Annotated in this window: 27 protein-coding genes; 7 read left to right on the plus strand and 20 right to left on the minus strand. The window is 59.6% G+C overall.

Going from position 1 to position 26,671, the window contains the following annotated elements; genetic code table 11:
- Nucleotides 1–2 precede the first annotated feature (2 nt).
- Complete coding sequence (locus tag D3P04_RS13785; protein ID WP_119749853.1) at nt 3–1,046, minus strand: ABC transporter substrate-binding protein; 1,044 nt, start codon at nt 1,044–1,046, stop codon at nt 3–5.
- A 142-nt stretch (nt 1,047–1,188) separates the two neighbouring features.
- Between D3P04_RS13785 and D3P04_RS13790 the strand changes: the two genes are divergently transcribed.
- On the plus strand, nt 1,189–2,094 hold the full coding sequence (locus D3P04_RS13790) for a LysR family transcriptional regulator (protein ID WP_119749855.1): 906 nt from the start codon (nt 1,189–1,191) through the stop codon (nt 2,092–2,094).
- Nucleotides 2,095–2,309: 215 nt separating this feature from the next.
- On the opposite strand, the gene D3P04_RS13795 is transcribed toward D3P04_RS13790, so the two are convergent.
- Nucleotides 2,310–2,843, minus strand: a complete 534-nt coding sequence (locus D3P04_RS13795; protein WP_119749857.1) for a hypothetical protein — start codon at nt 2,841–2,843, stop codon at nt 2,310–2,312.
- Between the two features lie 422 nt (nt 2,844–3,265).
- Here D3P04_RS13795 and zigA point away from each other — a divergent pair, with 422 nt between their 5' ends.
- The 5 genes from zigA (at nt 3,266) to D3P04_RS13825 (ending at nt 7,519) form a co-directional block, all read left to right on the plus strand.
- A complete protein-coding gene (gene zigA / locus D3P04_RS13805) occupies nt 3,266–4,486 on the plus strand; it encodes a zinc metallochaperone GTPase ZigA (RefSeq protein ID WP_119749861.1) in 1,221 nt (406 codons plus the stop codon).
- Nucleotides 4,487–4,572: 86 nt separating this feature from the next.
- Nucleotides 4,573–4,875: a DUF6525 family protein gene (locus tag D3P04_RS23715; RefSeq protein WP_119750154.1), complete on the plus strand. Its 303-nt coding sequence runs from the start codon at nt 4,573–4,575 to the stop codon at nt 4,873–4,875.
- The gene (locus D3P04_RS13815; RefSeq protein WP_119749863.1) at nt 4,872–5,543 is read left to right on the plus strand and encodes a CobW family GTP-binding protein; all 672 of its coding nucleotides are present in this window, start codon (nt 4,872–4,874) and stop codon (nt 5,541–5,543) included. Before D3P04_RS23715 ends, D3P04_RS13815 begins: the two co-directional genes overlap by 4 nt.
- 265 nt (nt 5,544–5,808) lie before the next feature.
- Nucleotides 5,809–7,092 (plus strand): sulfite oxidase, encoded by a 1,284-nt coding sequence (locus tag D3P04_RS13820; RefSeq protein WP_119749865.1) that lies wholly within the window; start codon nt 5,809–5,811, stop codon nt 7,090–7,092.
- A gap of 16 nt (nt 7,093–7,108) precedes the next feature.
- The gene (locus D3P04_RS13825) at nt 7,109–7,519 is read left to right on the plus strand and encodes a cytochrome C-552 (RefSeq protein ID WP_119749867.1); all 411 of its coding nucleotides are present in this window, start codon (nt 7,109–7,111) and stop codon (nt 7,517–7,519) included.
- A 90-nt stretch (nt 7,520–7,609) separates the two neighbouring features.
- Here the strand turns inward: D3P04_RS13825 and D3P04_RS13830 are convergent, their stop codons facing one another.
- The 7 genes from D3P04_RS13830 to D3P04_RS13860 form a co-directional block, all read right to left on the minus strand.
- On the minus strand, nt 7,610–8,734 hold the full coding sequence (locus D3P04_RS13830; RefSeq protein WP_119749869.1) for a M24 family metallopeptidase: 1,125 nt from the start codon (nt 8,732–8,734) through the stop codon (nt 7,610–7,612).
- Nucleotides 8,727–9,965 carry a M20 family metallopeptidase gene (locus D3P04_RS13835; protein WP_119749871.1) on the minus strand — a complete coding sequence of 413 codons (1,239 nt, stop codon included), beginning with the start codon at nt 9,963–9,965 and terminating at the stop codon, nt 8,727–8,729. Before D3P04_RS13835 ends, D3P04_RS13830 begins: the two co-directional genes overlap by 8 nt.
- Nucleotides 9,966–10,026: 61 nt before the next feature.
- Entirely contained in the window at nt 10,027–11,664 is a 1,638-nt protein-coding gene (locus D3P04_RS13840) for a dipeptide ABC transporter ATP-binding protein (RefSeq protein ID WP_119749873.1), read from the minus strand.
- Between the two features lie 10 nt (nt 11,665–11,674).
- Nucleotides 11,675–12,499, minus strand: coding sequence for an ABC transporter permease (locus D3P04_RS13845; protein ID WP_119749875.1), 825 nt, complete (start codon nt 12,497–12,499; stop codon nt 11,675–11,677).
- Nucleotides 12,492–13,439, minus strand: a complete 948-nt coding sequence (locus tag D3P04_RS13850; protein ID WP_119749877.1) for an ABC transporter permease — start codon at nt 13,437–13,439, stop codon at nt 12,492–12,494. Before D3P04_RS13850 ends, D3P04_RS13845 begins: the two co-directional genes overlap by 8 nt.
- A 78-nt stretch (nt 13,440–13,517) precedes the next feature.
- Complete coding sequence (locus D3P04_RS13855) at nt 13,518–15,077, minus strand: ABC transporter substrate-binding protein (protein ID WP_119749879.1); 1,560 nt, start codon at nt 15,075–15,077, stop codon at nt 13,518–13,520.
- Between the two features lie 21 nt (nt 15,078–15,098).
- Nucleotides 15,099–16,376 (minus strand): M20 family metallopeptidase, encoded by a 1,278-nt coding sequence (locus D3P04_RS13860; RefSeq protein ID WP_220475339.1) that lies wholly within the window; start codon nt 16,374–16,376, stop codon nt 15,099–15,101.
- 189 nt (nt 16,377–16,565) lie between these two features.
- Here D3P04_RS13860 and D3P04_RS13865 point away from each other — a divergent pair, with 189 nt between their 5' ends.
- A complete protein-coding gene (locus D3P04_RS13865) occupies nt 16,566–17,270 on the plus strand; it encodes a GntR family transcriptional regulator (RefSeq protein WP_220475340.1) in 705 nt (234 codons plus the stop codon).
- Nucleotides 17,271–17,407: 137 nt separating this feature from the next.
- Here the strand turns inward: D3P04_RS13865 and D3P04_RS13870 are convergent, their stop codons facing one another.
- The 11 genes from D3P04_RS13870 to D3P04_RS13920 all read right to left on the minus strand — a co-directional run bounded on the left by D3P04_RS13870 (nt 17,408) and on the right by D3P04_RS13920 (nt 26,668).
- On the minus strand, nt 17,408–18,208 hold the full coding sequence (locus D3P04_RS13870; RefSeq protein WP_119749883.1) for a transporter substrate-binding domain-containing protein: 801 nt from the start codon (nt 18,206–18,208) through the stop codon (nt 17,408–17,410).
- Nucleotides 18,209–18,250: 42 nt separating this feature from the next.
- On the minus strand, nt 18,251–18,976 hold the full coding sequence (locus D3P04_RS13875; protein WP_119749885.1) for an amino acid ABC transporter ATP-binding protein: 726 nt from the start codon (nt 18,974–18,976) through the stop codon (nt 18,251–18,253).
- Nucleotides 18,977–18,997: 21 nt separating this feature from the next.
- Entirely contained in the window at nt 18,998–19,672 is a 675-nt protein-coding gene (locus D3P04_RS13880) for an amino acid ABC transporter permease (RefSeq protein WP_119749886.1), read from the minus strand.
- A 9-nt stretch (nt 19,673–19,681) separates the two neighbouring features.
- Nucleotides 19,682–20,359, minus strand: a complete 678-nt coding sequence (locus tag D3P04_RS13885) for an amino acid ABC transporter permease (protein ID WP_119749888.1) — start codon at nt 20,357–20,359, stop codon at nt 19,682–19,684.
- Entirely contained in the window at nt 20,356–21,279 is a 924-nt protein-coding gene (locus tag D3P04_RS13890) for an NAD(P)-dependent oxidoreductase (RefSeq protein ID WP_119749890.1), read from the minus strand. The genes D3P04_RS13885 and D3P04_RS13890 overlap by 4 nt, the downstream gene beginning before the upstream one ends.
- A gap of 69 nt (nt 21,280–21,348) precedes the next feature.
- On the minus strand, nt 21,349–21,795 hold the full coding sequence (rpiB, locus tag D3P04_RS13895) for a ribose 5-phosphate isomerase B (RefSeq protein ID WP_119749892.1): 447 nt from the start codon (nt 21,793–21,795) through the stop codon (nt 21,349–21,351).
- Nucleotides 21,776–22,582: a FadR/GntR family transcriptional regulator gene (locus D3P04_RS13900; protein WP_119749894.1), complete on the minus strand. Its 807-nt coding sequence runs from the start codon at nt 22,580–22,582 to the stop codon at nt 21,776–21,778. The genes rpiB and D3P04_RS13900 overlap by 20 nt, the downstream gene beginning before the upstream one ends.
- Nucleotides 22,583–22,790: 208 nt before the next feature.
- Nucleotides 22,791–23,528 carry a GntR family transcriptional regulator gene (locus D3P04_RS13905; protein ID WP_182912858.1) on the minus strand — a complete coding sequence of 246 codons (738 nt, stop codon included), beginning with the start codon at nt 23,526–23,528 and terminating at the stop codon, nt 22,791–22,793.
- A 49-nt stretch (nt 23,529–23,577) separates the two neighbouring features.
- Complete coding sequence (locus tag D3P04_RS13910) at nt 23,578–24,606, minus strand: Gfo/Idh/MocA family protein (RefSeq protein WP_119749898.1); 1,029 nt, start codon at nt 24,604–24,606, stop codon at nt 23,578–23,580.
- The gene (locus D3P04_RS13915) at nt 24,603–25,343 is read right to left on the minus strand and encodes an SDR family oxidoreductase (protein WP_119749900.1); all 741 of its coding nucleotides are present in this window, start codon (nt 25,341–25,343) and stop codon (nt 24,603–24,605) included. Before D3P04_RS13915 ends, D3P04_RS13910 begins: the two co-directional genes overlap by 4 nt.
- Nucleotides 25,340–26,668: a TRAP transporter large permease gene (locus D3P04_RS13920; RefSeq protein WP_119749902.1), complete on the minus strand. Its 1,329-nt coding sequence runs from the start codon at nt 26,666–26,668 to the stop codon at nt 25,340–25,342. Before D3P04_RS13920 ends, D3P04_RS13915 begins: the two co-directional genes overlap by 4 nt.
- Nucleotides 26,669–26,671: the final 3 nt, after the last annotated feature.

A 26,671-nucleotide genomic window follows, 5' to 3' on the forward strand; every position in this document is an offset into this window, starting at 1 on the left:
TTTCACCCGTAGGTTGGCCGCGCCGAGGAAATATCCTCCAGCACCGATAGGGTCATGACGTCGTCCACCGCCGGAGCGCCGTTCTCGAACTGACCAAGGCGATCATAGATATCGATCTGCGCCTGCCAGTTTTCGCGGGTCATGGTTCCCCATCCGCCGCTAACCGTCGCCTCGCCGAAGCTGAAATCGATTACCGAATCGACCGCCGCCAACTCGCTTTCGCGGTCGAGATTGGGATAGCGCCCGACAAGAATATCCACCGCCGCCTCCGGATTGTCATGAACCCAACCCCAGCCACGGGCGATGGCGCGCAGCATGCCGCTCACCTGATCGGGATGCTGCGCAAGCGAGCTGTCCGTCACGTAATAGGGATTGGCATAAAGCTGGATCCCGGCATCCCACAGGGTCATATCCACCCGATCCTCGCCCAGCACCGACAGGGCGTTGATATTCGTCTTCCAGCCGGTAACCACATCGGCCTGCCCGGTCAGAAGCGGTGACATGTCCGCGCCCATCACCAGAACTTCGACCTGATCTTCAGAGATGTCATTCGCCGCCAGCAGCGCCTGAAGCAGGATACGCGCGGTGCCGTTGGTCGCCACGGTCTTGCCGACAAGATCCTTCGGTTCGCGGACCGGGTTCTTTTCCAGCGAGAAATAGGTGAATGGGTGCTGCTGATAACCCGCAGCGATGCATTTGACCGGCAATCCCTGCGAGCGCGCAAGCATCAGGGACGGGCTGGAGCTGATCGAGCCCAGATTCGCCCGCCCCGACGCGACCGAGGCAACGCCGTCGATATTCGGCCCGCCCGGCACGACCTCTAGCGTCAGACCTTCTTCGGCAAAGAACCCTTGTTCGTCAGCCGCAAGCTCACCCAGAATTCCATTACCGGCCAGCCAGCCCAGCTGCAGCGTTACAGCGAAGGTATCGGCGCCCCATACGCGGTCGATTCCGACAACGGAACCGGTAAAGGCTGCGCCTGCGGCAACCCCCATGTTTCGCAACAGATTGCGGCGGGACAGCCCGTCCAACATGTATCTCGTCATTTGCATTTCTCCTGCTGGGGATGGGAAGCGGCCCTTGGTTCGGCCTTATGTTATTCCACTCTATCGCCGGGATGGTGATGCAGGTAGAAGAAAGATCAGCCAACAGTGGTGCGATTTTTGCACCACCCACCCGGAGGTTGCGATGCATTCCATCTTCCTGAAATATTTTGACGAAGTTGCCAGGCAAAAATCGATCCGCAAGGCGGCGCTTCTGCTGAACGTGTCGTCGACCTCGGTCAATCGCAAGATCCTCAGCGTCGAGGACAGGCTGGGCGTATCGCTGTTCGATCGCACGCCCGAGGGCGTAGAGCTGACTTCGGTAGGGACGATTCTGCTCGAGCATTGCCGCAAGGTGCTGCACGATTACGAACGTATGAAAATCCTGATCGATGATATGCGGGACTTGCGTACCGGCCATATCAACATCCACACCATCGATTCCATCGCGGTCGGCTGCCTGCCCCGCGCGATGATCGAATTCGGCAAAATCTACCCGGATATTTCTATTTCTGTCACAACGGCCCAACCGGAAGACGTGGTTCAGCAAGTGGCCGAAGGCACGGCCGAGATCGGCATTGCCTTCACCTTTTCCCAACATCCCGATATCAGGCTGTTGTCGGAAAAATCGGCGCCTTTCGGTGTGCTGGTACGACCTGATCATCCCCTTGCCGGGCGCGCCAGTGTCACGGTCGAGGATATTTCGCATTACCGGCTGGTGCGCACCATCGACGCCCGGGGCGGCAAATCGATCATCGATCAGGCGATCGCAACCCTGGTCACTCCGTTATCCACTCATATTTTCACGAATACCCTGTTTCTCTCGAAAGAAATGATCCTCGCCAACCGCGGTATCGGGCTTTACACAAAAATCGGTTTCTATGACGAGGTGGAGCGCGGCGATCTGGAATTCGTTCCGCTGATACAGGAGATGCTCGCCAATATCCGGGTCGGGATTTTTGTCTCGGCTACAAGCGCCATTGATACCGCAAAGCGGCTGATGTGCGATATGCTCGCCAAGGAAATGAGCCGCATGCGCCTTGATTCCTAAGAAGAAATTCTTATCGCGTGACGATGTCTGATCGACAGGCAGGATTGTCGCTGGAATGGACGGTATGCTGCGGCAAGAAATCAGCAAGGTTATTCCGGATCGGGTCACCGATCCGGAACTCATGCAGATGGCTTTTGCATTCCGTTGAAACCACGGCTCTATGAAATCAACGCCGATTGAGGAGATCCCGAAGGCTCTGGGCACCACGGCTGTAGTCAGGCCCTCTCCCTCAGATGGTTTGGTCCTTCGAGATTGCGCAACTCGTCCAGCGAATGCTGGTGTTCGGTGATCCTGTCCACTGTCTGGCGGCAAGCCGCGTCATCGCTATGCAAAGGCCGCGCCGCGCGCTCTTCCAGCGGGGTCATCACGTCCGCAGTCGGCAAGACCCGTTCTTTCTGGGCGGTGATATAACCAAGCGGCCGGTTCTCATGCAGGAACATCTCAAGCCAGGCGCCAAGATATTCGTTTTCAAGACCGATGACGGCTTGCTTGGGATCGAGAGCGTAAACCGAGATCACACCATCCCGCCCCGCCTCATGGTTCGGGCGTTCCGGCACAGGTATAAGATCACCCGAGATTTCGTAGCGCCCAAGCATCCAGCGCATGACCTGCGCCGGCGCAGCCCGCAGGGCCGAGGGCAGATCCTCTACTCGCCCCGAACGAAACGCGGGAAGATGTGCAGTATCGAAGCAGCGCCATTGATCGGCCAGCTCGGAATGAAATATCAGCAGGAATCGCATCGTCAGCATGCCCGTTGTTCTGTTGTCGCTGCCGGCGGGTTACGGCAAGGACGTAGGTATGGATGCCCATGCTTGCAAGGGCGGCGATCAAAACCCGCAAATCACGCGTGCTTGTTCCCATTTTTCCGCGAAGTGCTCCGGATAGTATTTACGCCGCTTCCTTGACCGAACGGCATTCAGCTTTCGGGGGCAATCGGCAGATGCCCGCTGTTCAAGCCAAGCTTGCGGACACGATTGTGCCTTCATGACAATGCCGAAGCGAATGCCCACGGCGTGAAACCATTCGATGCCGCGGGCTGTTCGCGCGGATGTCCTTCACGACAATGTTTCCCGGCGACATCCTCGGATTGACCCAGGATATGGGAAACCGGCTTGCGGCGTCCGTGGATCTCTCTTAATATGTTATGATATAACATTTCAAGGAGAGAAATATGCAAAACACGGATACACGCCTGCCTGTTACAGTCTTGTCGGGCTTTCTTGGCGCCGGGAAAACCACCCTCCTGAACGATGTGCTGAACAATCGCGAGGGTCGGCGTGTCGCCGTCATCGTCAATGACATGTCCGAGGTGAATATCGATGCCGATCTCGTGCGCGGGGGCAGTGCCGATCTCAGCCATACCGAAGAAAAACTGGTCGAGATGTCGAATGGCTGCATCTGCTGCACGCTTCGCGACGATCTGCTGCAAGAGGTCCGGCGGCTCGCCGGCGAGAAGCGCTTCGACTATCTGCTGATAGAGGGAACGGGCATCGCAGAACCCCTGCCCGTTGCCGCGACTTTCGAGTTCCGCGACGAAAACGGCAAGAGCCTGTCGGATGTCGCCCGGCTCGACACGATGGTCACCGTCGTGGATACGGTTAACCTGCTACGGGACTATTCCAGTCACGACTTCATCCGCGACCGGGGCGAAAGCCTGGGAGAGGAAGACGACCGGACACTGGTGCATTTGCTGGTCGATCAGATCGAATTCGCCGATGTGGTGGTGCTCAACAAGATCAGCGATGCCGGTGTCCAGAAACTCGATGCGGCGCGCAAGATCGTCACATCGCTCAATCCCGACGCCCGGATTATCGAGACCGATTACGGGCATGTCCCGCAGGATCGTATCTTCGATACCGGACTTTTCGATTTCGACAAGGCCCATCTGCATCCGATGTGGGCGAAGGAGCTTTACGGGTTTTCGGATCATGTCCCCGAGACCGAGGAATATGGCGTTTCATCCTTCGTCTACCGGGCGCGCCGTCCATTCCACCCCCAGAAAATCCACGATGTGCTGAACGGCCCCCTGCCCGGCGTGCTTCGCGCCAAAGGGCATTTCTGGATTGCCACGCGGCCCGACTGGCTGGCGGAATTCTCGCTTGCCGGCGCGCTCAGCAGCATCAGGCCGATGGGCATGTGGTGGGCAACGGTGGCGAGAGACCGTTGGCCTGATCATCCGCAGGCGATCGAATATCTGAAGCGGAACTGGCTTGAGCCTTTCGGCGATCGACGTCAGGAACTGGTCTTCATCGGCTCCGGGATGGACCAGACCGCCATTACTGCCGCGCTGGATTCATCCCTGATCGGAGACGAGAGCGAATTCGCACCGCATCAATGGACTGATCTGCCGGATCCATTTCCCGGCTGGCGAAACGCGCCGCAGGCCGCCTGATGCCGCCGACGGTCAGGACAAAGCGCGCATCCGCAATCCGGCGAAAGCCGCCTTCTGCCTACCGGCAAGGTTGCGAAGCGGGACAATTGGCAGCACCTCGCACAAGCCCCAATACCAGAAGCACCCTCCGACGCCGCCGGCGGGCCAGTGACTCGATGGCAGCCTATGACCGGCTGCCTGCCGAACTGCGGCTCTGGCTTGCTCAGGCGGCACTGCCCTGGTCGGCGCAATCGGCGCTCCGCGTCTGGCGCCGCGCGCTTCGGGACTGCGATGGAGATGTGACCAGGGTGCATCTTCACCTCACCCGGATCGAGCGCAAACAGCTTTGCAGGGATGTCTGCCGCATTTGGGGAAACGATCACCCCGCAGCCTCGGTGGCGCCTTCATGATCCCGCGCCCGGTCACGATCCTTACCGGCTTTCGCGGCGCGGGCAAATCCACGCTGCTGAAAAGCTGGATTGCCGACGAAAGCTTCGGCGACACCGCTGTGATCGTGAATAAGGTGGATACGGTGGGGTTCGACGGCCAACAATTGCACAGATGCAATGAGCGCCCCATGAACTCGGCGACGTCCAGTCTCTGCTGCTCGATCCCGGGTGACATCCGCAAGGGGCTTCTTGCGCTCGCGCAGGCTGCCGATCGCGGAGAGGGCCCCTCATTTTCCCGGGTCGTGATCGAAACGCCGGGGATCGCGGATCCCGCGCCATTTCTTCTAGCCTTCATGGCCGATGCCGAACTCCGTCGACTCTTCTCGCTGAATGGCGTGGTGACCTGCGTCGACTCGGTCAACGCGGAAGCGACGCTGGCTCAGTTCGAAGCGGCGCGACGGCAGCTTGCCGTCGCGGATCTTATCGTGCTGACCAAACTCGACATTGCGATCACTGGCGATCACGTGACACTGGGCGCATGGCTTCGACATTGGGCGCCGAATGCGCTGCTGCTGCGCGGTGAGGACACAAATCCTGCCGATATCTTCTCGATTGCGGCATTCGATCCTGCAGGCAAACCGCCCGATACCGCATATTGGACGGCGCATCATGCCAACCGTATAGGATAGCGACGGCGGTATTTGATGACTTCGGCCCCACTCTGCCAGCCGGCGCCTATCTTGGCGCAACCACTTCCGATGCACAACATTCTTACTCCTGCCATCATAACATCCGCATATTCCGCGGAACTATCACATTGCCGATAGACGAATGATTTGCCATCCTTCGCGGGTGAAGTTGCAGTAAGGTCCCGACGGGAGGGTCAGCCCCTGCAACCGGAAGAAGCCGGCAGCGCCCGATTCCCGGGATGTGCCAAGCCACGAAGGAGGAAACATGTCTGAACAGTCTGGAAACGCCGGAGCAACGCGGGATGCGGACGCGCCCGACAGGTCGCGTCGCGGCTTTCTCAGAACAAGCGGCCTGACGGCGATGGGGGCCATGCTGGGCATGACCATACCCTTCGAGCGCAATCTTCCGGCAGGCTTGTTTCCCGTGGCTCTGGCCCAGGATACCGGACTGGATCTGATGGCGGCAAAAAAGGGGCTGGTGGTGTTGGGTAACCGCCCGCTGAACGCGGAAACCCCGGCACATCTGCTGGATGACGATGTCACGCCCTATGAAAAGCTGTTCATCCGCATGAATGGCCTTGTCCCGCAAACGGCGCTGGATCAGGACGCTGCTGGCTGGACGCTGACCATTGACGGGGAAGTTGACACTCCATTGGAACTGACAATCGAAGATCTGAAGTCACGTTTCGAAAACGTCACGCGGCGGCTGGTGATCGAATGTGGCGGAAACGGGCGCGCATTCTTCCAGCCGGGGACATCGGGCAATCAGTGGACTGTCGGCGCGGTCGGCTGCCCGGAATGGACCGGCGTCCGGCTGGCCGATGTGCTGAAAGAGGCGGGCATCAAGGAAAGCGCGGTCTATACCGGACATTATGGCAATGACGCGCATCTGAACGGCGAAGAGGGCAAAGAGGTCATTTCACGGGGTGTCCCCATCGACAAGGCATTGCAGGAAGATGCGATCATCGCCTGGGAAATGAATGGAGAACCACTGCCCGCGTTGCACGGCTTTCCCCTGCGGCTGATCGTTCCGGGATATCCGGCATCGGCGTCGCAGAAATACCTCAATCGCATCTGGATTCGCGACAAGGAACATGACGGCGCGAAAATGACCGGCGATTCCTATCGCATCCCGGCCTATCCTGTCGCGCCCGGCACTGAGGTGCCCGAGGAGGACATGGTCATCCTTATGGAAATGCCGGTGAAATCCGTTATCACCTTCCCCGAAACCGGCTTCGAGGTCAAAGCCGGCGAAACGGCGGAAGTGCGGGGCCATGCCTGGTGCGGCAAGGGGGACGTCGCCGCGATGCATGTTTCTCTGGATTTCGGCCAGACCTGGCAGGAAGCCGAACTGGATCCCGCGCCAAACCGTTTTGCATGGCAACGCTGGCGCGCGAATGTGACTCCGCCCCAGCATGGCTATTATGAGGTCTGGGCCCGGGCGACCGATCAGGATGGCATCAGCCAGCCGCCCCTGTCCCCGGTCTGGAACCCTCGCGGTTATGCCAACAATATCCAGCACCGCATCGCGCTTGTCGCGGTTGCCTGAGCGGATGAGGCGAGCGATGACCATTATTACGAAATGCGCGGCCGGTCTGGCCGTGCTGGTGCTTGGGGCGGGTCTGGCCGCGGCTGACGCAAGACCCGATCCGATGAGCGCGCTGGCCGGCAGGCCGGCAGGCTCGGACCCGCTTGATCCCATGACAGCCATTCGCGCCAAAGCCGATACCGGTGACAAGGGGGCAGGCAACGAAGAACTGGGTGGCCTGCCCGATGGCGTGGGTGCGGAAGAGACTTTTTACCAATGCGTCGCCTGCCATTCGGCCGAAATCATAAAGCAGCAGCGCGTGACCGATCACCGCTGGAACGAGTTGTGGACATGGATGGTCGAGGCGCAAGGCATGGTCGAACCGGATGAGGAAACCAAGGAGATCATCCTGACCTATCTCAAGCAGAATTTTTCGTCCGAGAGATAGGAGCCCCGGATAATTTCCCCCGCCGGACACTCGCTGAGTTCAGCATTTCCGCTATCGGCTACCCTTGCCGAAGCGGAATATCCATGGCTTTCAACTCTTGCCCAGAATCTTTCTGGCCGAGCGTGTCAGCCGCTGGCCACCTTCAGGCGTCACCACAACCGTCTCGGAAAACCCTAGTCCCCGCGCGGTCGTATAGACGTGAAAGACCATGTTTTCCTCTAGCATCCAGGTCTGACCAGGCAGGAAAACACGGGAAAAATCGCTGCTGCGGGGCGTTCGGATATAAAGGCCCAGCGTGTAGGCGGTGACATTTTTATATTCGTCGCGCAGCCCCGCCTGCAACGCACCTTGCCGCATGATACAATCGACATCGGCCACGACCGCGCCCGGTTTCATCGCCGCGATCTGTTCATCCTGAAGTGCCACGAGTGTCTGCGCGGCCTCGTATTGCCCGACCGAGGGTTCACCGATCACGACAGGCCGCATGAGTCTTGCCCCGTAGCGAGAGACATACGGGGTCAACTCCACATGCAGCACATCGCCTGCCGTCAGGCTATTCGTTTGGAACAGGCCGTGAAGGAATTCGTGGCTGCCTTTGCCCAAAACGATCGGACCGGTCTCGCCGATATCCGCGCCCGAGCGCAGGAAACAGCTTGCCGCAATCGCTGCGGCATCGCGCGTGGTCAGCCCCGGCTGGGCGGCGGCAACGATTTCCGCCATCGCCTTGTCCGCAATAATGGATGCCCGGGTCAATAAATCGATCTCATGCGCGGATTTTATCCAACGAAGCGATTCCGACAGGCTCCGCAAATCGATGAAAGCTGCGCCCGGAAGCCCGGCAGAGAATGCCTCCATCCTCGCCGGGTTCCAGCTGATCGAATTGAAATCGATTCCGATCCGGACATTTCCGAGGCCTCGGTCCCGGATCTGAGCGATCATTTCGGTCACCGGGCACGCATCATCAGCATAGCCGATGATGTCGCTGATCCAGCCGCCCTCGCGGCAAGGCGCCATGTCAAGTTCGCGCAATACGAACCAGGGATCGCCCTCGCGCGGAAGAAAGATCGCCCGATACATGGTTTCGGAGACGGTGAAGCCCGAAAGCCATGCCATGATCTCGCCGCTGTCAAGGATCAGCAGATCGCAACCGGCCCGGTCCATTTCGGCCCGCGCCCTGTCCAGACGCCAGCGGTATTCCTGCGGGATATCAGGCATCCTCATCGATACCGCAGACATTAAGGATGGTAAGCATATAGACCTTGATCATGTCGATATAATCGACAATATCGACACGCTCATCCGGCATCGTATTGTAGCGCCCGCCACAGCCGCAGACGATGCCTTCCATCCCGCCTAATTCGTATAGATGGCCCGCATCCGATCCGTAGAAGCGCGTCGGCGTAATCGCTCCGGTGGGCTGTTCCTCGCCCCGGACCTCCTTGTAGGCGGCGTTGATCGCGGTCACGATCCCGCTGTCGCGCCGGACCTCGTAGGGTGGCATCAGGGAAAGCCCCTGTTCCTCCATCGCGTCCATCGAAATCAGTTCCGTCTTGAGCCCGGGGAAACGGGAACGCAGCGCCGTCAGCTCCTTTTCCATATCGGCCAGTACACCCTCGCGGGTTTGTCCGGGCGCGTAGCGGGCAGACCCTTTCAGGACGCAATAATCCGCCACTTGCGGCGGACGCCATTCTTCCATCTCGCGGCCAAGCGCGCCTTTGAAAACACCCACATGACAGCGATTGACCGAGGCGTGTTCCGGCGACATCGCCCCCGAGAAAGTCATCGCGTTCAGGCGCGGCACCAGATCGCATCCCGCCATCACCGCATCGACGGCATCTTCCCGCTTCGACAGGTGGCGCGTATCGCCGATCAGGTTGATCTGGAACTTCAGCGCCGCGGAATGCATCGTCACCGCCACCAGATCGCTGGGTTCACAATTGACGAAATAATCGGCCTTCAACCCGTCGCGGATCAATGCCTCGGTACCGACTCCGCCCTGCAACTCCCCGACCACGAATGTCAGGATCACGTCGCCCTTCAGTTTCACGCCAGCCTGCTTCAACGCCCTCACGGCGCAAAAATAGGCCGCATCGGATGATTTCATATTCGACACGCCGATGCCGTAAATGAAGTTTTCGTCGACCAGCCCGCCCCAGGGATCGACCGTCCAGCCTTCGGTTGCCGGATTCGTATCCAGATGGCCGTTGAAAATCAGGCTTTTGCCGCCGCCACTCCCCTTATATGTCCCGACCGCATTGCAGCGCCCTTTGCTGCCAAAATGATGAATATGCGCGTCCAGCCCGACAGCCTGCATCTCTTCGACCATGCGCTTGACCAGAATGGTCTCGCCTTCGGTCTCTGAATAGGTCTTGTGCCTGACCATCATCGACACGAAGTCGAGGCAAGCCTTCTCATCGACACTGTCAAGCAGTGTTTTACGGTCCATTATCTTCTCCTGAGAACAATCGGGCCAAAGGCCCCCGGTAGTAGATGTCGTACTGCCTCCGTCACCCCCCAAGCGCCGAAGCGGGCGCTGTCACCGCCGACAGAAGCTGCTGTGTATAGGGCGCGCGGTCGGAATCGCCGATCCTGTCCGCCTCGACGACCTCGATCAGATCGCCGCGATACATCACCGCGATACGATGGGCGATCTGGCGGATCAGGTTGATGTCATGGGTGATGAAGACATAGGCCGCGCCGGTGTCGCGATGCAGTTCCATCAACAGATCGATCACCGAAGCCTGAACCGAAACATCCAGAGCCGAGGTGATCTCGTCGCAGATGACCAGACGCGGATTGGACAGGAATGCCCGGGCGATGGCGATGCGCTGCTTTTCTCCGCCCGAAAGCTGATGCGGATAGCGGTCGATATAGCTTGCGGGCAACCGCACCCGCTCCAGCATGGCTGCGATGCGGTCACGCGCCGAACCATCCGCACGGTCACCGTAAAGACGGATCGGCCGCGCCAGGATCTCTGATATCTTCTGACGCGGGTTCAGCGAGGCATCGGGATGCTGAAAGATGATCTGAACGTCGCGGCGGTAATCGCGGTTCATATCGGTCAGGCCGCGCACGGGACGACCGTCGAATTCGATCAGCCCGTCAAAGCGGTTCAGCCCGGTCATGGCCTTGGCCAGCGTGGATTTTCCCGAGCCGCTTTCGCCGACGATGCCAAGCACCTCACCCGGGCGGATATCCAGCGTGATAGCGCGATTGCCGACCACCGCCTGAAAATCCCGGCGCAGGACGCTGTCCAGAAGCGATTTACGGCCATAGCTGACGCTGACATCGCGAATGGTCACCAGCGGCGGCGCACTTGCCGCTGCCAATGGCTGCACCAACCGCCGTTCCGGGCGGGGCACGGCATCGATCAGGGCACGGGTATAGGAATGCACCGGATTGCGGAACAATTCGCGCGTCTCGCCTTCTTCGACGATATTGCCCTTTTCCAGAACCGCGACCCGACCCGCCGTCTGCGACACCAGCGCCAGATCGTGCGAGATATACAGCGATGCCACACCGGTCTCGGACTGCAATTCCGCGAAAAGATCAAGGATCTGGCGCGATGTGATCACATCAAGAGCCGTCGTCGGCTCATCGAAGATGATCAGTTCGGGATTGCAGGCAAAGGCGGTGGCGATCACCACCCGCTGCTTTTCCCCACCCGAGACCTCATGCGGCATGCGGTGCATCATCTCTGCCGGCGTCTTCAACCCGACATGAGCCAGCCGCGCCTCGCCCTCGCGCCAAGCCTGAGCCCGGCTCAGTCCGCGATGACGGATCAGAACCTCTGCCAGTTGTTCGCCCAGGCGAAGGGTGGGATTCAGCGAGGTCGCCGGATCCTGAAACACCATGCTCATCCGCCTGCCCCGGATATCCGACATCGCCCGTTGGGTTTGCGCGCGCAGATCGGTATCGCCAAGGAAGATCCCGCCGTCATTTTCATGGGCATTGCCGGACAGATAGCGCATGACCGCCCCCGCCAGCGTGGATTTACCCGAACCGCTTTCCCCTACAAGGCCAAGGATCTCGCCCCTTTCGATCTGGAGGTTGATACCCTTCAGGACCGGCACAGGTCCGGCAGGAACATGATAGGCCAGCGAATAGTCGCGTATTTGCAGGACCGGTTGGCTAGAGTTGGTCATCGTCAATTCCTCAGGTCCGGGGGTTCAGGGCGTCGCGCAACCCGTCGCCAAGCAGGTTGAACCCAATGGCGGTCAGTGCGATGGCGGCACTTGGCCAGAGCAGGATCCAATAGGACCGGTGCAGATATTGCCGCGCCTCGGACACCATCAGCCCCCAATCGGTCGCAGGCGGCTGTGCCCCAAGCCCAAGAAAGGACAGCGTCGCGAACAGCATCACGGCGAAGGATACGCGGATCGTCATTTCGACAACGATCGGCGCAATGACATTGGGCAGCATCTCGCGCAGGATGATATATGTGCTGCCCTCGCCGCGGGCGATGGCGGCACTGACGTAATCCTGCTTGCGCACGGCCAGCGCGACCGACCGGCTGATCCGCGCCATGCTGGGCATGAAGGCGATGGCGATAGCCAGAAGCGCATTGGCCGAGCTTGACCCCAGCAATGACACGACCAGAAGCGCCAGCAGAAGCGACGGGATCGCCATCACTGCATCGACCGTGCGCATGATGAATTCATCCGCGCGTCCGCCCAGATAGGCCGATCCGGTACCAAGAACGGCACCGCCCAGCGTACCGATAAAGGTTGCCAGAAGCGCCATGACCACGGTCGAGCGCGCGCCGTCCAGCAATCGGCTGAGGATGTCGCGCCCATATTGATCGGTGCCCAGCCAATGCTCGATCGACGGCGCGCCATAGCGGGCCAGAGCCTGCATGTCGGCAGGGCCATAAGGCGTCAGCCATTGTCCCAGAGCGACAGCGATCAGGATCAGGCCGACGATCAGACTACCCAGAAAACCCTGAGGTGTCCGCAAAAGACGACGGAGGAAGTCAGTCATACTGGATCCTCTTGTCCAGCCACGCATACATCAGGTCGGCGGCGAAATTGACGATGGAATAGGTGGCCGCCATAATCATGACACCGGCCTGAATCACGGGCAGATCGCGGTTCTGGATCGCCGACATCAATGATCGGCCGATGCCGGGGATGGAAAAGATTTCCTCGACCACGATCACGCCGCCCAGCAGATAACCCACATCCAGCGCGACGATGGTGATAGTCGGCAACAGCGCATTGCGCAGCCCGTGGCGGAACAGTACCCGGCGCGGATGCAGGCCCTTCAGCCGGGCGGCCCGGATATAATCGGTATGCATGACATCGACCAGCTCTGACCGCACCATGCGCGAGACATGGGCGATCATCATCACCGAAACGACGACAACCGGCAGGATCAGGCGTTCCAGCCCGCCCCAGAAATCCTGCGACAACGGGATATAACCGGCAGGCGGTAGCAGTCCCCACATATCCGCGACCAGCATGACAGCCAGTGTAGCGGTCACGAATTCCGGCAGCGAGACTCCGATATAAGAGATGAAACCCACGATCAGATCGGCGGGTTTGCCCCGGCGTATGGCGGCGATCACGCCCATCGGCATCGCCAGGATCAGCATGAAGATCAACGCGAACCCCGCCAGCGTCAGCGAGGTCCCAAGGGCCGAGAACAGCGCGGGTCCGACTGGTTGACCGGTCCGCAGCGAGGTTCCGAAATCACCTTGCAGCACGCCTCCGGCCCAATGCAGATATTGCATCCAGACCGGGTCGTTCAGGCCCATGCGCTGGCGCAGGGCCTCCAACGCCTCTTGCGTGGCGTTTTCGCCCAGCATCATCACGGCGGCGTCCGCTGGCAGGATCTGGGTGATCCCGAACACCAGCACCGAGACGATGAACAGCGTATAGAAGATCAGCGCGATGCGCTTGAGAATGTAGTTCGCCGACACGTCAGTTACCCATATCGTAAGCCGTTCTTCCCGTTGGAATCATGCCGCCGGAATTATCCGGGCCGGCCGCTCTCGTGCTTATCCCTGACGTGTCGGCGCAGTGCCGTCGAGCCAGGCAAAATCAAGCCGGAAGACCGATCCGCGCGGGTGGATGTCGTAGCCCTGCATCCAGCTGCGCTTGGCGCCCAGCATATCGAAGAAGGCCGGGATGATCGACGGAGCCTCTTCATTCATCAGCGCCTGCGCTTCGGTGTAAAGCGCCGTGCGCTCTTCGGCGGCACTGACGGCGCGGGCCTTGCCGATCAGCTCGTCGAATTCCTTGTTGTTCCAGCGGGTCTCGTTCCAGGCCGCATCCGATGTGAACAGCAGGCTGAAGATGCCGTCCGGTGTCGGCTGCATGTTGTAGAAGCCGATATAGAACGCCCCCTTGGTCCAGACTTGATCAAGATAGGTTGCATGCGGCATCGTCGTCACATTGATGGTGATGCCCGCCTCGCTCGCCATTTCCTTCAAGGCGACGGCAAGCTGGGTACGGATTGCCGGACGGTCTGACGCGATCAGTTCCGCCTCGAACCCATCGGGATAACCTGCCTCTGCCAGCAATACCTTTGCCCGTTCGATATCCTTTTCGCGCTGTGGCACCGGCTGGAAGAACGGATAGGCTTCGTTCAGTGGCGTGTCGTTGCCCATGGTGCCGAACCCTTCGGTCATGAAGTCAACCATGGCCTGGCGGTCGATGGTCAGAGCCAGCGCCTGACGCAGCCGCACATCATCGAATGGCGCCATATCGCAGCCGAAATTGACATTGCAGAACTGCCCCGAGGCAACGCGCTGCGCATCGACGCCATCCTGCCCTTCGAGCCGCATGAAATCATTCGGCCCGATGGTCATCACCAAATCGATATCGCCCGCGATCAGCGAGGACACCTGTGCCCCCGGATCCGGGAAGACATGCAGTTCGACCCGGTCCAGATAGGGACGCGCCGGATCGTAGTAATCCGGGTTGCGTTCGACCACCACAAGCCGGTCCGGCTCGTAGGAAACCAGCTTGAACGGCCCGGTTCCGATCGCGGTGGATCGCAGGCTGCCGAAATCGTCGGAGATCACCGAGGCGGGAATGACCCGCGCATTGTTATAGGCCAGCGCAGCCGGGAAATCGGCATAGGGTGACGACAGGGTGAATTTCACCGTTGTCGTGTCGATGGCCTCAACCGTCTCGATCGGACCGACATTATTGCTCGCCGGTGAGGCCAGCTCGGGGTTAAGGATCGCCTCGAAACTGGCAACCACGTCCGCGCTGGTGCAGTCGGAGCCGTCATGGAACTTCAGACCTTCTCGCAGGACGAAGGTCCAGACGGTCAGATCGTCATCGGCTTCCCACGAGGTCGCAAGATCTGGTTCCGGCTCCATCGTTGTGCCCAACCGGGTCAGGCCGGAATACAGCAACTCTCCCGCCAGATATTCTGGATTCACCCGTGTCAGCAGGGGATGGATGACACTGATGGCCTGATCAACGGCCACACGCAGCGTCCCGCCCTGTTCCGGCTCTGCCTGCGCAAGTGCCAGATGCGGGGCCGCGACGGCAAGGGCGGCGATGGCGGTGCTTGTCTTCAGGAATGCTCGACGATTGAAGGACATTCTGGAACTCCTCGGTTGGACTTATTTATCTGGATTAAGCTCGGCCGCGAAATCATCGGCCAGATAGGCCAATATCGCGCGCGACAATGCGGCAAGATCGGCGCGGGTGGTGTGTTCTTCGGCGCCATGCGCATTCGCGGCAGGACGGATCAGCCCGCCAAGAATGATCTCTTGCGCCACACCGGCCTGCTGAACGTAGCCTGAATCCGATGCGCTGGCGGCGCCATATTTCACGAACTCTTCCGCGCCATAGCCAAAGCCGTGCTGAACCGCTTTGATCCAGCGCGGGTAATGCGGCCCTTCGGGATCTGCCGTGGGGGTCAGATGGCCGATCAGGTCGAAGCGAGAGCGTGCGCCTGTCGGGCAGGCGGCAGAAAGCACGGTTTCGATCTCGGCCCGGGCGGCTGCGAAATCTTCCTCTGGAGCATAGCGGCGCGAGACCACGAAGGTAAAGCGGTCAGGCACCTGACCGCCGCAGGTTCCTCCATTCGCCACCGTGACCGCAATCTGCGGGCGCAGCGGCTCTGCTCCGGGCTGCACTGGCAGATCCGAGACGCGTGCAGCAATAGACGGCCGCAGATCCTGCACCGCCTGCATCATCGGCAATGCCGCCTCGATCGCATTCACGCCCCGCTGCGCACGGTCGGCGGCATGTGCGGCGAAACCGTCCACCGTGACCTGAAGATTGAAGCTGCCAAAGCAGCCTCCCCAGATCCGCGGCCCGGCCGAGCCGTTGAAGTTCAACAGATGTCCGTCGATCAAGCCCTGTTCCGCCAGATAGCGAATGCCGGGATAAAGTCCGCCTTCCTCATCGGTGCATAGCAGCAGTTGCGGACGATAGGCCAATTGCAGGCCGGTTTCCTCGGCTACGCGCAGGGCGTGAACGGCCGCGGCAATGGCGCCTTTCATATCGGCGGCGCCAAGACCATAAAGAACGCCCTCTTCTTCGGTCAGCCGAAAAGGATCGCGCTTCCAGCCACGCGCGGCGCAGACAGTGTCGACATGGAAGTAAAGACTGCAAACCGGAAGATCGCCCTGCATGTCCGCGATCAGGTTGGTCCGCGCGCCAAAGGCCGGTCCGTCTTCGACATGCCATAAATCCTTGGGCACGGTGACCCGCCGTGTGGTCATCCGCAATGGTGCCAGAATGCTTTCCATCAGCGCGGCAAACGCGTCATAGCCCGCGCCGGGCGGGAATGTCGTATCCGTCGCTACCATCCGTGCGAGGTCCGCCACCGCCAGGCTGAGGTCGGTCTCGATCAATCTGTCGGCCCGGGCAAATGCCGTGTTCTGGGTCATTCCGATGTCGCTTGCTTCCAAATGGGCGCTTGCGGCGCATGATGAAAACTATAAACTATATAGAAATAAACAGAACTGCGGGCTTGACGTCAAGACCGTTGCCGCGATCAGTTCAATGAAATGCCAAAGGCGGTCAGCCGGAACGATGGGAGTGATGAAATTTTAAACAAAGATACTGCCTACGCCCCGATGTATCGGACGGTTGCAAACCAGATTGCCGAAAGAATCACTTCCGGCGAATGGCAGACAGGAACCGTCCTGCCGTCTGAAACCGCGCTTGCGCTGGAATTTCGTGTCTCGGTCGGCACGATCAGACGCGCTTTGGGCGAATTGGTGTCCGAGGGGACGCTTGCAAGACGGCGCAAGACCGGGACAGTCGTTACCGGGCGCACACCGCGTCATTCGCTGCGCTTTTACTACACATATTTCCGGCTGCATTCCCGCGCCGGTGACTTGCAGAACTCCACCGCGCGCGTATTGGAGCTGCAATCCCGCGCAGCGACCACCGACGAGGCGCGGCGGCTAGCGATTCCAGAGGGCACCCAGGTTCATGCATTGCATCGTCTGCGTCTGGTGAATGACCGTCCGGTCATGCATGAGACGATCGTGATACCTTGTCGGCTGGTCCCTGGTTTCCCGACAGACCCCGCCCGGGTTCCGGCGCGGCTCTATCCGATGCTGTGGAACGAATATGGGCTTAAAATTTCAGCCATTCGCGAACAGATCGAAGCAAGTATCGCGGATGCTGAAGATCACGCATTGCTGAACCTGTCGCATCCCGCCGCCGTGCTGGTGCTGCGGGAGGTGGCTTATGACGAGCAGGCGCAGCCCATCCTGCTGAACTCACATCGCGCGACAACAAGCGACGATGTCTATATCAACGAGATTCAGTAATTGCCTTTCAGACACGCCTGACCCACGACATGGCGCCATCTACCTTGAAAGACGATGTAAAAATGCCGCGCAGAAAGACCCATGCGAGCGACATCAACACTCGCATAGGCCCGCCCGGTGCTGGTGATGATATCAGACTATTGCAGCATTTCCTCGGGCAATGACGCGCCGTGATATTTCTCGTAAATGTCGTTCAGTTTGCCATTTTTCAGATTGGTCTCGACCCACTCGTCAAGCTTTGCCTTCAGTTCCGGTTCATTCTTGCGCAAACCGATAGCCAGATCAAAGGTTTCGATCGTGAATTTCGGCTCAAACGCAAGCTGCGGATTGCGCTCGCCGATCTGCTGCACCAGCGTTTCGGAGGTGGCCACGGCCTTGGCCTGCCCACTGACAGCGGCGGTCACCAACGTGGCGTCATCCTCATATCGGGTAACGGTGAAACCACGCTCTGCGGCCTGAGGCGTCAGATGGGTGTCCTGAGTGGTGCCGCGTGTTACGGAAATCGCAAGGCCCTGGGTATCCTCCCAGCCCGAGATATCCGAATCTGCCGGAGCGCCGACAACTGACCGAAGCGCGGCATAGGCTTCGGAAAAATCGATCACTTCAGCCCGTTCCGGCGTGACCGACAGGGTGGAAATGACAATATCCGCCTTGTTGGTCTGCAGGTTCGGGATCCGTGTGGCACCCGTGGTCTCGACGAATTCCAGTTCCAGCCCCCAGTCTTCTGCGAGCAGACGCGCGGTTTCGACATCAGATCCGATAGGTTGCAGATCGTCATCGAGCATACCCGATGGCGGAATCGCAAGATCGGTGGCAACCCGGATCTTTCCTGCGGCCATGATATCGGCATATTGATCCGCCATAGCCGTGACCGGCAGCTGCGCCAATACGGCGGCTGCCATACCGGCGGCCAGCATCTTTCCAAGATTCTTCATCATCTTCTCCTCCACAATATGTCGGGCATTCAGGCTGCCCGATTGTCAAAGTTCGTTCGAAACGAAATCGCGCAGCTCGGGCGTGGCGGGCGCAGACAGAATCTCCGCGCCGCCCTGTTCGTGTACTCTGCCGTCATGCATGAAGACGATCCGGTCGGCGATACGCCGCGCAAAATTCATCTCATGGGTCACCATGATCATCGTCATGCCACTGTCGGCAAGCTGCTCGATCACGCGAAGAACCTCGCCGGTCAGCTTGGGATCAAGGGCCGAGGTCACCTCGTCGAACAGCATCACCTTTGGCTGCATCGCCAGTGATCGCGCGATCGCCGCCCGTTGTTGCTGGCCACCCGAAAGCTGTTCGGGATAGGCAGAGGCCTTGTCGGCCAGCCCGACCTTTGCCAATACATCTGCAGTGATCTTCCTTGCCTCGGATTTCGGCATCCGCTTCACCGAAACCGGTCCCAGCGTGATATTCTGTTCGACCGTCAGATGCGGAAACAGGTTATAGCTTTGGAAGACGATGCCGACATCCAGGCGCAGCTTGCGCAGATCCAGATCGGCACTGGCGACCTGATGGCCGCAAACCTCGATCCGGCCGCTATCGATCTGCTCCAGCCGGTCGATGCAGCGCAGGGCGGTGCTCTTGCCGGATCCGCTGGCGCCGATCAGGGCCATCACCTGCCCCTTCTCGACCGAGAAGGACACGCCATGCAGAACCGTTACTGCACCGAAACTTTTTTTCACATTGTCGAGGACGACGATGGACATGAGGCGCTCCGATTTGAAATGTCAGGCTGAGACGAGTTCGATCCTCTGCGCGCGAGCAACACCCGTCCGCTCAAGCCGTCGGCTGAGCAGAGAGACGGGAAAGCACAGGCAGAAATAGAGACCGGCGATGATCAGATAGATCATGAACGGCTCGAAGATCGAATTATTGATAAGCTGGCCCGCGCGGGTCAGTTCGACAAATCCCACAACCGAGGCAAGCGAGGTATTCTTGATGATCTGGACCGAAAAACCCACGGTGGGCGGGGTGGCGATCCGGATTGCTTGCGGCAGGATGACCTTGAACATTCTTTGCCCGCGACTCAGCGCCAGGCATTCGGCAGCCTCCCACTGGGCCCGCGGCACGGACTGAATGGCCCCGCGCCAGATTTCCCCCAGATAGGCACTGACATAGATGGTCATCGACAGGCCGGCCGCAAGCAGGGGCGATATGGAGAAGCCCAGTGTCGGCAATCCGAAATAGATTACGAACATGATGACCAGCAGCGGCGTGCCCTGAACCAGCTGGACATAACCCGTTGTCAGGATGCGGATGATTCTCTGCGGGGCAATCCGCCCCATGGCGACGGCAAAGCCCGCCAGACCGCCGCCCAGGAAAGCCATCAGCGACAGCACAAGCGTCCAAAGCGCGCCATCAAGCAGGAACCCGATATGGTTAAGGTTGAGAGCCGTATCCATTTTCAGATCCTACAAGCTGGTTCCAAGGCGTCGGCGTCGGGGAAAGATGATCATGCCGATGCCCCAGAAGACCACGCGCATGGCCAGCGAAAGCGCGACATAGATCAGCGCGATCAGCAGATAGGTTTCGAGGGGGCGATAGGTCTCGGACTGGATGAAATTTGCAGCCGCCGTCAGTTCCTCGGTCGAAATCTGCGAAGTCACCGAAGAGGCCAGCATCAGCAATATGAACTGGCTGGACAGGGACGGATAGACCCGCTCCATCGCGGGCCGGAGCGCGACATGCCAGTATTGCTGAAACTTCGTCAGCCCCAATGTCTCGGCGGCCTCCCACTGGCCGCGATGGATCGAGTCGAACCCGGCCCGCATGATCTCGGCGGTATAGGCTCCCACATTGATCGTCAGCGCGATAATGGCGACCGTGACGGCCGACAAGGACAGACCAAGGCTCGACAGGCCGAAATAGACAAGAAAGATCTGCACCAGAAAGGGCGTATTTCGGATGGCTTCGACATAGAGTCCCGCCGTGGATGCGGCAAGGCGGAAGCGGGACCGCCGCGCCACGGCGCAAAGAGTTCCGACCAGAAAACCCGTCAGCGTCGTCACCGCGGCCAGCTGAACGGTCAGCCAGGCACCGTCCATCAGCATCTGCCAGCGGGCGATGATAAGCGTGAAGTCCAGTATCATGTGAGGCTCGCGGGGGTGTCGGGCCGGGTCGGCCGTCCCGACATGCGGTCATAGACCCGGAACAGCGCCTGATTGCCGTTCGCGCCCTCGCCATGGGCCTGTGCGTCGATATATTGCGAGGTGACGAGACTGGTCGCCGGAAGTGGAACGAGGTTCTGTTGCGCAGCGCCCAGCACCAGACGCAAATCCTTCATCATCAGATCGATACGGAATCCGGCCGAAATATCGCCCTCGATCATGGCGGCACCCAGATTTTCGAGCATCCACGAATTGGCGGACCCGCCCATCAGGACCTCTCGCATCTGGACAAGATCGATGTCGCATGCCCGTCCCAATGCAAAGGCTTCGCAAATGGCCTGAAGATTGATGCCGCAGATCAGCTGGTTGCAAAGCTTCACCGTCTGTCCGGCCCCCGAGGCGCCGACATGGTTGATCGTCGAGCCCATGCCCTGCAAGAACGGGCGCGCCCGCTCGAAAGCCGCCGCCTCACCGCCGGCCATGATCGTCAGCGTGGCATCCCTTGCGCCCACCGGGCCGCCCGACACCGGTGCATCCAGCATCTGAACCCCCGCCTGCAGCAGATCGGCCGCCAGTTTGCGGGTCGCCTCGGGGGCAATAGTGCTCATGTCCACATAGAGCCCGCCCCGCGGTGGGCTGGACAGCAATCCCCCGTCTCCGCGCACGACCTCTTCGACCTGGGGCGTATCGGGCAGCATCGAGATGACGATATCGGCATCGGCAGCTGCATCCGCGATACTCGCAGCAGGGGTGACACCGGTTTCCGCCATCGCATCGATCGCAGCCGGAACAACATCATAGGCCTTTACACCAAAACCGGCCGCAGCCAGATTGCGGGCCATTTCACGCCCCATGACCCCCAGCCCAAGGAAGCCAACACTTCCCTTCGTCTGCACAGACATCGCCTGTCTCCTCCCAGATTTCACTTTTCCGGCGCAATGCAAAGCGATGGCTTGGCATCCGCCCGATCGTCAATTTTCTTCTTCCAGCTGCGCAAGCTTCTCGACACGGCGAATGAAATCATCATCCTGCACGAAACGTGCATCCAGAAACGACTGGACCAGATCCCGCGCCAGCCAGGCTCCGACGATCTGCGCCCCGATGCACATCACGTTCACATCGTCATGTTCGACCGCCTGATGGGCCGAATGCACATCGTGGCAGACAGCTGCCCGGATCCCCTTGATCTTGTTGGCCGCAATGACGGCCCCGACGCCGGTGCCACAGATCAGCAGGCCACGCTCGCCCTCTCCGCTACGAATTTTCTGGCAAAGGCTGCGCGCGATATCGGGAAAATCCACCGGATCGGGATTGAAACTGCCGATATCGACAAGGTCGTGACCAAGCTCACGCAGGAAATTCACGACACTCTCTTTCAGGTGATACCCGGCGTGGTCGCTACCGATCACGATCTGCATTCTGTTCTCCTTGGATGATATTGGTCTCTGACGCGCTACTGCGAAGATTGGCGGCCGCACTGCGGAAGCCGGCCCGCCGCCTGAAATCAGCGCCGATCTCGAAATGACGCGTCAGCAATTCGTCGGCGACGCCCGCATCGCGCGCGACGATCGCCTCGAAAATCTTGCGATGATGATCGATCAGGAATTCCGTGATCCCCTCGACCTGGATGATCTGCTCGCGGCGATCCAGATGCGAGCGCATCATCAGAGAGGCGATCGAGGAATAAAGACTGATCAGCGTCGGTGAACCGCCCGCCTGCACCAATGCTTCGTGAAAGCGGAAATCGGCATGCCCGCCCGCCTCAGGATCGTGGATGGTCTCCACGATATCGTACAGACGCTCGGCCAGGCGGTCAAAATCGGCCTGCCCGGCACGACGACAGGCAAGACGGATGGCGTGGTGCTCGATGGCGATCCGCGCTTCCATGATATCATCGATCACCTCCGACTGCTGCGCCAGCGCGAAGGTGAAGAATTCGCCCAGGGTCGAGACATCGGGCCGGCTGACGATGGTGCCGACGCCATGGCGGATCTCGACCGCGCCAATCATCGCCAATGCACGCAAGGCTTCCCGCAGGACCTGGCGACTGACACCCAGACGGGCCGAAAGCTCTCTTTCGGGCAAAAGGCAATCACCGGTCTTCAACTCACCCGAAAGCAATTGTTCGCGCAGATAGGCCACGACGCCTTCATAGCCCCCCTTGCCTTCCGCCTTTTCACGAACAATCGACACAAATCCGTCCATTCATCTAACCGTGGTATGACCACTGGTATCATAATGGCATCCCCAGTCAATGCGCGATGCGCATGATCAGCGATATTTAACGGTTCTTTGAAAATTTTCTTGCCGCGCAGATCGGGTGCAGCGCGGCCGATGGCCATGTCGGCCGGACGGAATCATCCGGTCACATGCATGCAACCGGATGAGAATCCGCCAGATATCCGCGAAGAATTCAGGGCAATTCTTTTGACAGATCCATATTTTCCACGGCCGGATCTACCCGGAACAGGACCTTCTCGACCCGGTTTCGGGTCAGGACATAATGATCTACCGCCAATTTATCGGCAAGTTCGACGTCACATGCGTCGATTGCGGCATATAGGGCACGATGCTGGCGTTCGGTTTCCGCCAGATGCGTCGCAAGCTCTTCTTTCGTCGTGGGGTTCAGATATTCAACGGTGCTGATCTGAGCGAAACAGGCCCTCGCCAGACGAATCGTCCCAAGCAGCGCATTGTCGTAGAAAGTCGAAAAATAACGGTTATGCGCCGCACGCGAAATCGCCAGATGAAATTGCAGATTCGCCTCGGACCTTTCGACACCGTTGGATACATCCTTGCTGCGCTCGAAAGCCAGCATGGTTTTGTGGATCGCGGCCAGATCCTCGTCGGTCCGGTGTTCGGCGGCCAGCCGGTGAATCAGGCGGCTTGAAACAAGCAGGGCGTCATAGAGCTTCGGAACTTCGTCGAAATCCATCGTGGCGACAATGGCCTTGCGACCGTGGCGATGCACCAGCCCGTCGGAGATAAGCTGAATGATGGCTTCGCGCACCGGTGTGCGTGAAACATTCATCTGTTCGGCAAGGTCCGCTTCGTCCAGCGTCAATCCCGGCCGCAATTCCAGTCTCAGAATGGCCTCGCGGATCTTTCTGGCGACCTTCTGACCATCCCTTTCGTCCACCGATTTATTCATTTTTATCCTGAAACGCTTTGAATCAATATTCACGGCCAGATGCATTCATTCAGGCCATAGGGCACACCAAGGATGTAGCGGGGGATTCGACCTCCGTCCACTCTGCATTATGTTCCGCGGAAATCGCGATGGCCTGCATGGCCGCGACACCGCTCAGTGCCTGATGATACGTCACCGGATAAGATTGATTCGCGAGAATATTGCCCCCGAATGCGTCAAGCTCCCGCGCAAGGCCGTCGCAGGGATCGAAACTCCTGCATTCCTGCGTCCCCGCCAGATCACAGGTGATCAGACTGGACTGATCCGGCATTTGCGCCCAGCCCTCCGAGCCGAAGACATGGAGCCGCCAGAAGCTGCCGGTGGTCATCAGCGTCGACAGGCTGCCAGTCGCCCCGCAATGAAAATCCAGCATGACACTGGTCACATCCTTCAATTGCGCAGGCGCCGCGATGCGGCGGCTGACGGTCGATACCCTGCGCACAGGGCCAAGCAGGGCAATCATCGCGTCAAGGATATGAATCCCCATAGCGGCCATGCCACCCGCCGGATTTTCCTGCGTGTCACCGCGCCACATCTGATCGGTATATCCATAACCGAAACTTCCCGAAAACGCGCCCTCGACATGCAGGATCCGACCCAGCGCACCGGCATCAACGCTTGCCTCAAGCTGCTGAAAGGCAGGCAGGAAACGGCGATTGAACCCAACGCAAAGCTTGACATCCGCCGCCTGTGCCGCGGCAACAGCCGCTTCGGCTTCGGCAAGGGCAAGTGTCAGGGGCTTTTCCACCAAGACATGCTTGCCCGCGCGCGCCGCCCGACAGATCTGCGCACCATGCTGACTATGCGGGGTGGCAAGGACAACGGCATCGACCCGATTACTGCCCAGCACCTCTTCAAGGCCCGGCAGCAACTGCAGCCCGTATTCGCGGCAGAAAGGCCGCGCCTTGTCGGGCGTTCCTGTGGCGGCATGGGTAAAACGCAGCGCAGATGCCGGATTGGCGGCATTGGCGGCCACAAGGTTTCTCCCCCAACGGCCCAAGCCGATAATCGCCGCCCGGACGGATGCGTCTGAGGTCATAATTTCGCGCCTCCGTCGATAACCAGTTCGCTGCCGGTCATGAAGCCGGACAGGTCCGAGGCAAGATAAACCGCAAGTTCGGCAATCTCGGCGGGGGTGCCCATGCGGCCAAGAGGTTGCCGCGCGTCGAAGCTCTGCCGCGCGGCCGCGCTGTCGGGCATGGCCTCGATCCGCGCGGTCATCGACGGTGTCTCCACCGCCGAGGGGCAGATCGCATTGCAACGGATATTGGCCGAGGCATAATCAAGCGCAACCGATTTGGTCATACCTATCACCGCCGCTTTCGTTGCCCCATAGGCGAACCGGTCCGGCGCGGCCCCGATCGACGAAATGACCGATGCGACATTGATGATGCTGCCGCTTCTCTGCCGCAGCATCAGCTCCACCGCCGCGCGCATCATCAGGTAGACAGAGGTCACATTCAGATCCAGCGACCGTTGCCAGTCGTCGGGAGTGCATGCGTTCAGATCACCCACCGCCACCATACCGGCGCAGTTGAACTGCACATCCAGACGTTCCAGCCCAGAATGAAACCGGCTCACCGCCTCATTATCAGTGATGTCGATCTCGACCACATGCAATTCGCGGTATTGCCGGGCCAGAAGCGCCAGTCCCTGTCCGTCTCGATCGAGGACATGAACCGTTGCGCCTTCGCGCAGATAGGCAAGCGCGGTTTCCCGACCGATGCCAGATGCGCCGCCGGTCACCACACAGACCTTTCCGGTCAGCCGGTTCATGGCAATCCTCCGCCACTCTGGAACAGGTAGTCGGGCAGCCACAGGACGATCTCGGGGAATACCGTGATCAGTGCGACGCCGAAACACATCAGCAGGAAGAAAGGCACACATGCAGCGATGATCCGCGTGATGGATACCTTGGTCAGATCCTGAAGGATGAACAGGTTGAAACCCACGGGCGGGGTGATCTGCGCCAGCTCTGCCATGAGGATCAGGAAGATACCGAACCAGATCGGATCGAAGCCCGCGGCCAGGATCAGCGGCAGCGTGATCGGCAGGCTCATCACCATCATCGAGATACCCTCAAGGAACATGCCCAGCAACAGATAGAACAGCACGAGAATGAAGATCAGCTGATAAGGCGACAGTTCCAGACCGTCGATGACCCTGGCGATATTGTGGGGTACATGCATGAAGCCCATGGCGGTGGACATGAATGCCGCCGCGATCATGATTGCCGAAATCATGCAGCTTGTATGAACTGCTGCCGTGAGGCTGGAAATAAAGGTATTCCATGACAATTGCCAGGTGCAGGCGGCATAGATCAGCGTTACGGCAACCCCGATTGCGGCCGTTTCCGATGGCGTGGCAAGGCCGGAATAGATTGCGCCAAGGACGACCCCGATCAGGATGCCAATGGGCGCCAGATTGCAGACACCCGTGATCATGTCCCTGAAGCCGGGCGCATGGGAATCCGCCGGCGCCACGTTGGGCCGGAACAGGCTGTAGATGATCACATAGACCGAATAGATACCGGCGATCATCAGACCGGGGATCATACCGGCGGCAAAAAGACGCGAAATGGAAACCTCGGCCAGAACCCCGTAGACGATCATCATGATCGAAGGCGGAATCAACAGCCCGAGACTGCCTGCACCGGCAAGCGAGCCATAGGACAGCGCATTCGAATAGCCGCGTTTCTTCAGTTCGGGGATCGTGATCTTGCCGACGGTCGCCGTGGTCGCCGCGCTTGATCCGCAGATCGCGGCGAAGACGGCGGAGCCGAGAATATTCGTATGCAGCATCCGGCCGGGAAGATAATAGGTCAGGGGCGACAGCCCTTTGAAAAGCCGGGTCGATACATCTGTTCGCAGGATGATCTCTCCCATCCAGATGAACATCGGGATGGCGGAAAGTTCCCATGCGGTCGAGCTGCGGATCACCAGTGGCGCGAGAATGGTTCCGATACGGTGGAACGGCATGTCGATGAACAAGACCAGACCGACAGTGCTGACCAGCAGCAGGCCGGCAAAGACCCAGACGCCGATCCCCAGAAAGAAGATGACCAGCGCAAGAATGCCAAAAGCAACAATCAGGGATTCCATGGC

Origin of the sequence: Paracoccus onubensis, assembly GCF_003591515.1 — a bacterium.
Taxonomy (GTDB): Bacteria; Pseudomonadota; Alphaproteobacteria; order Rhodobacterales; family Rhodobacteraceae; genus Paracoccus; species Paracoccus onubensis.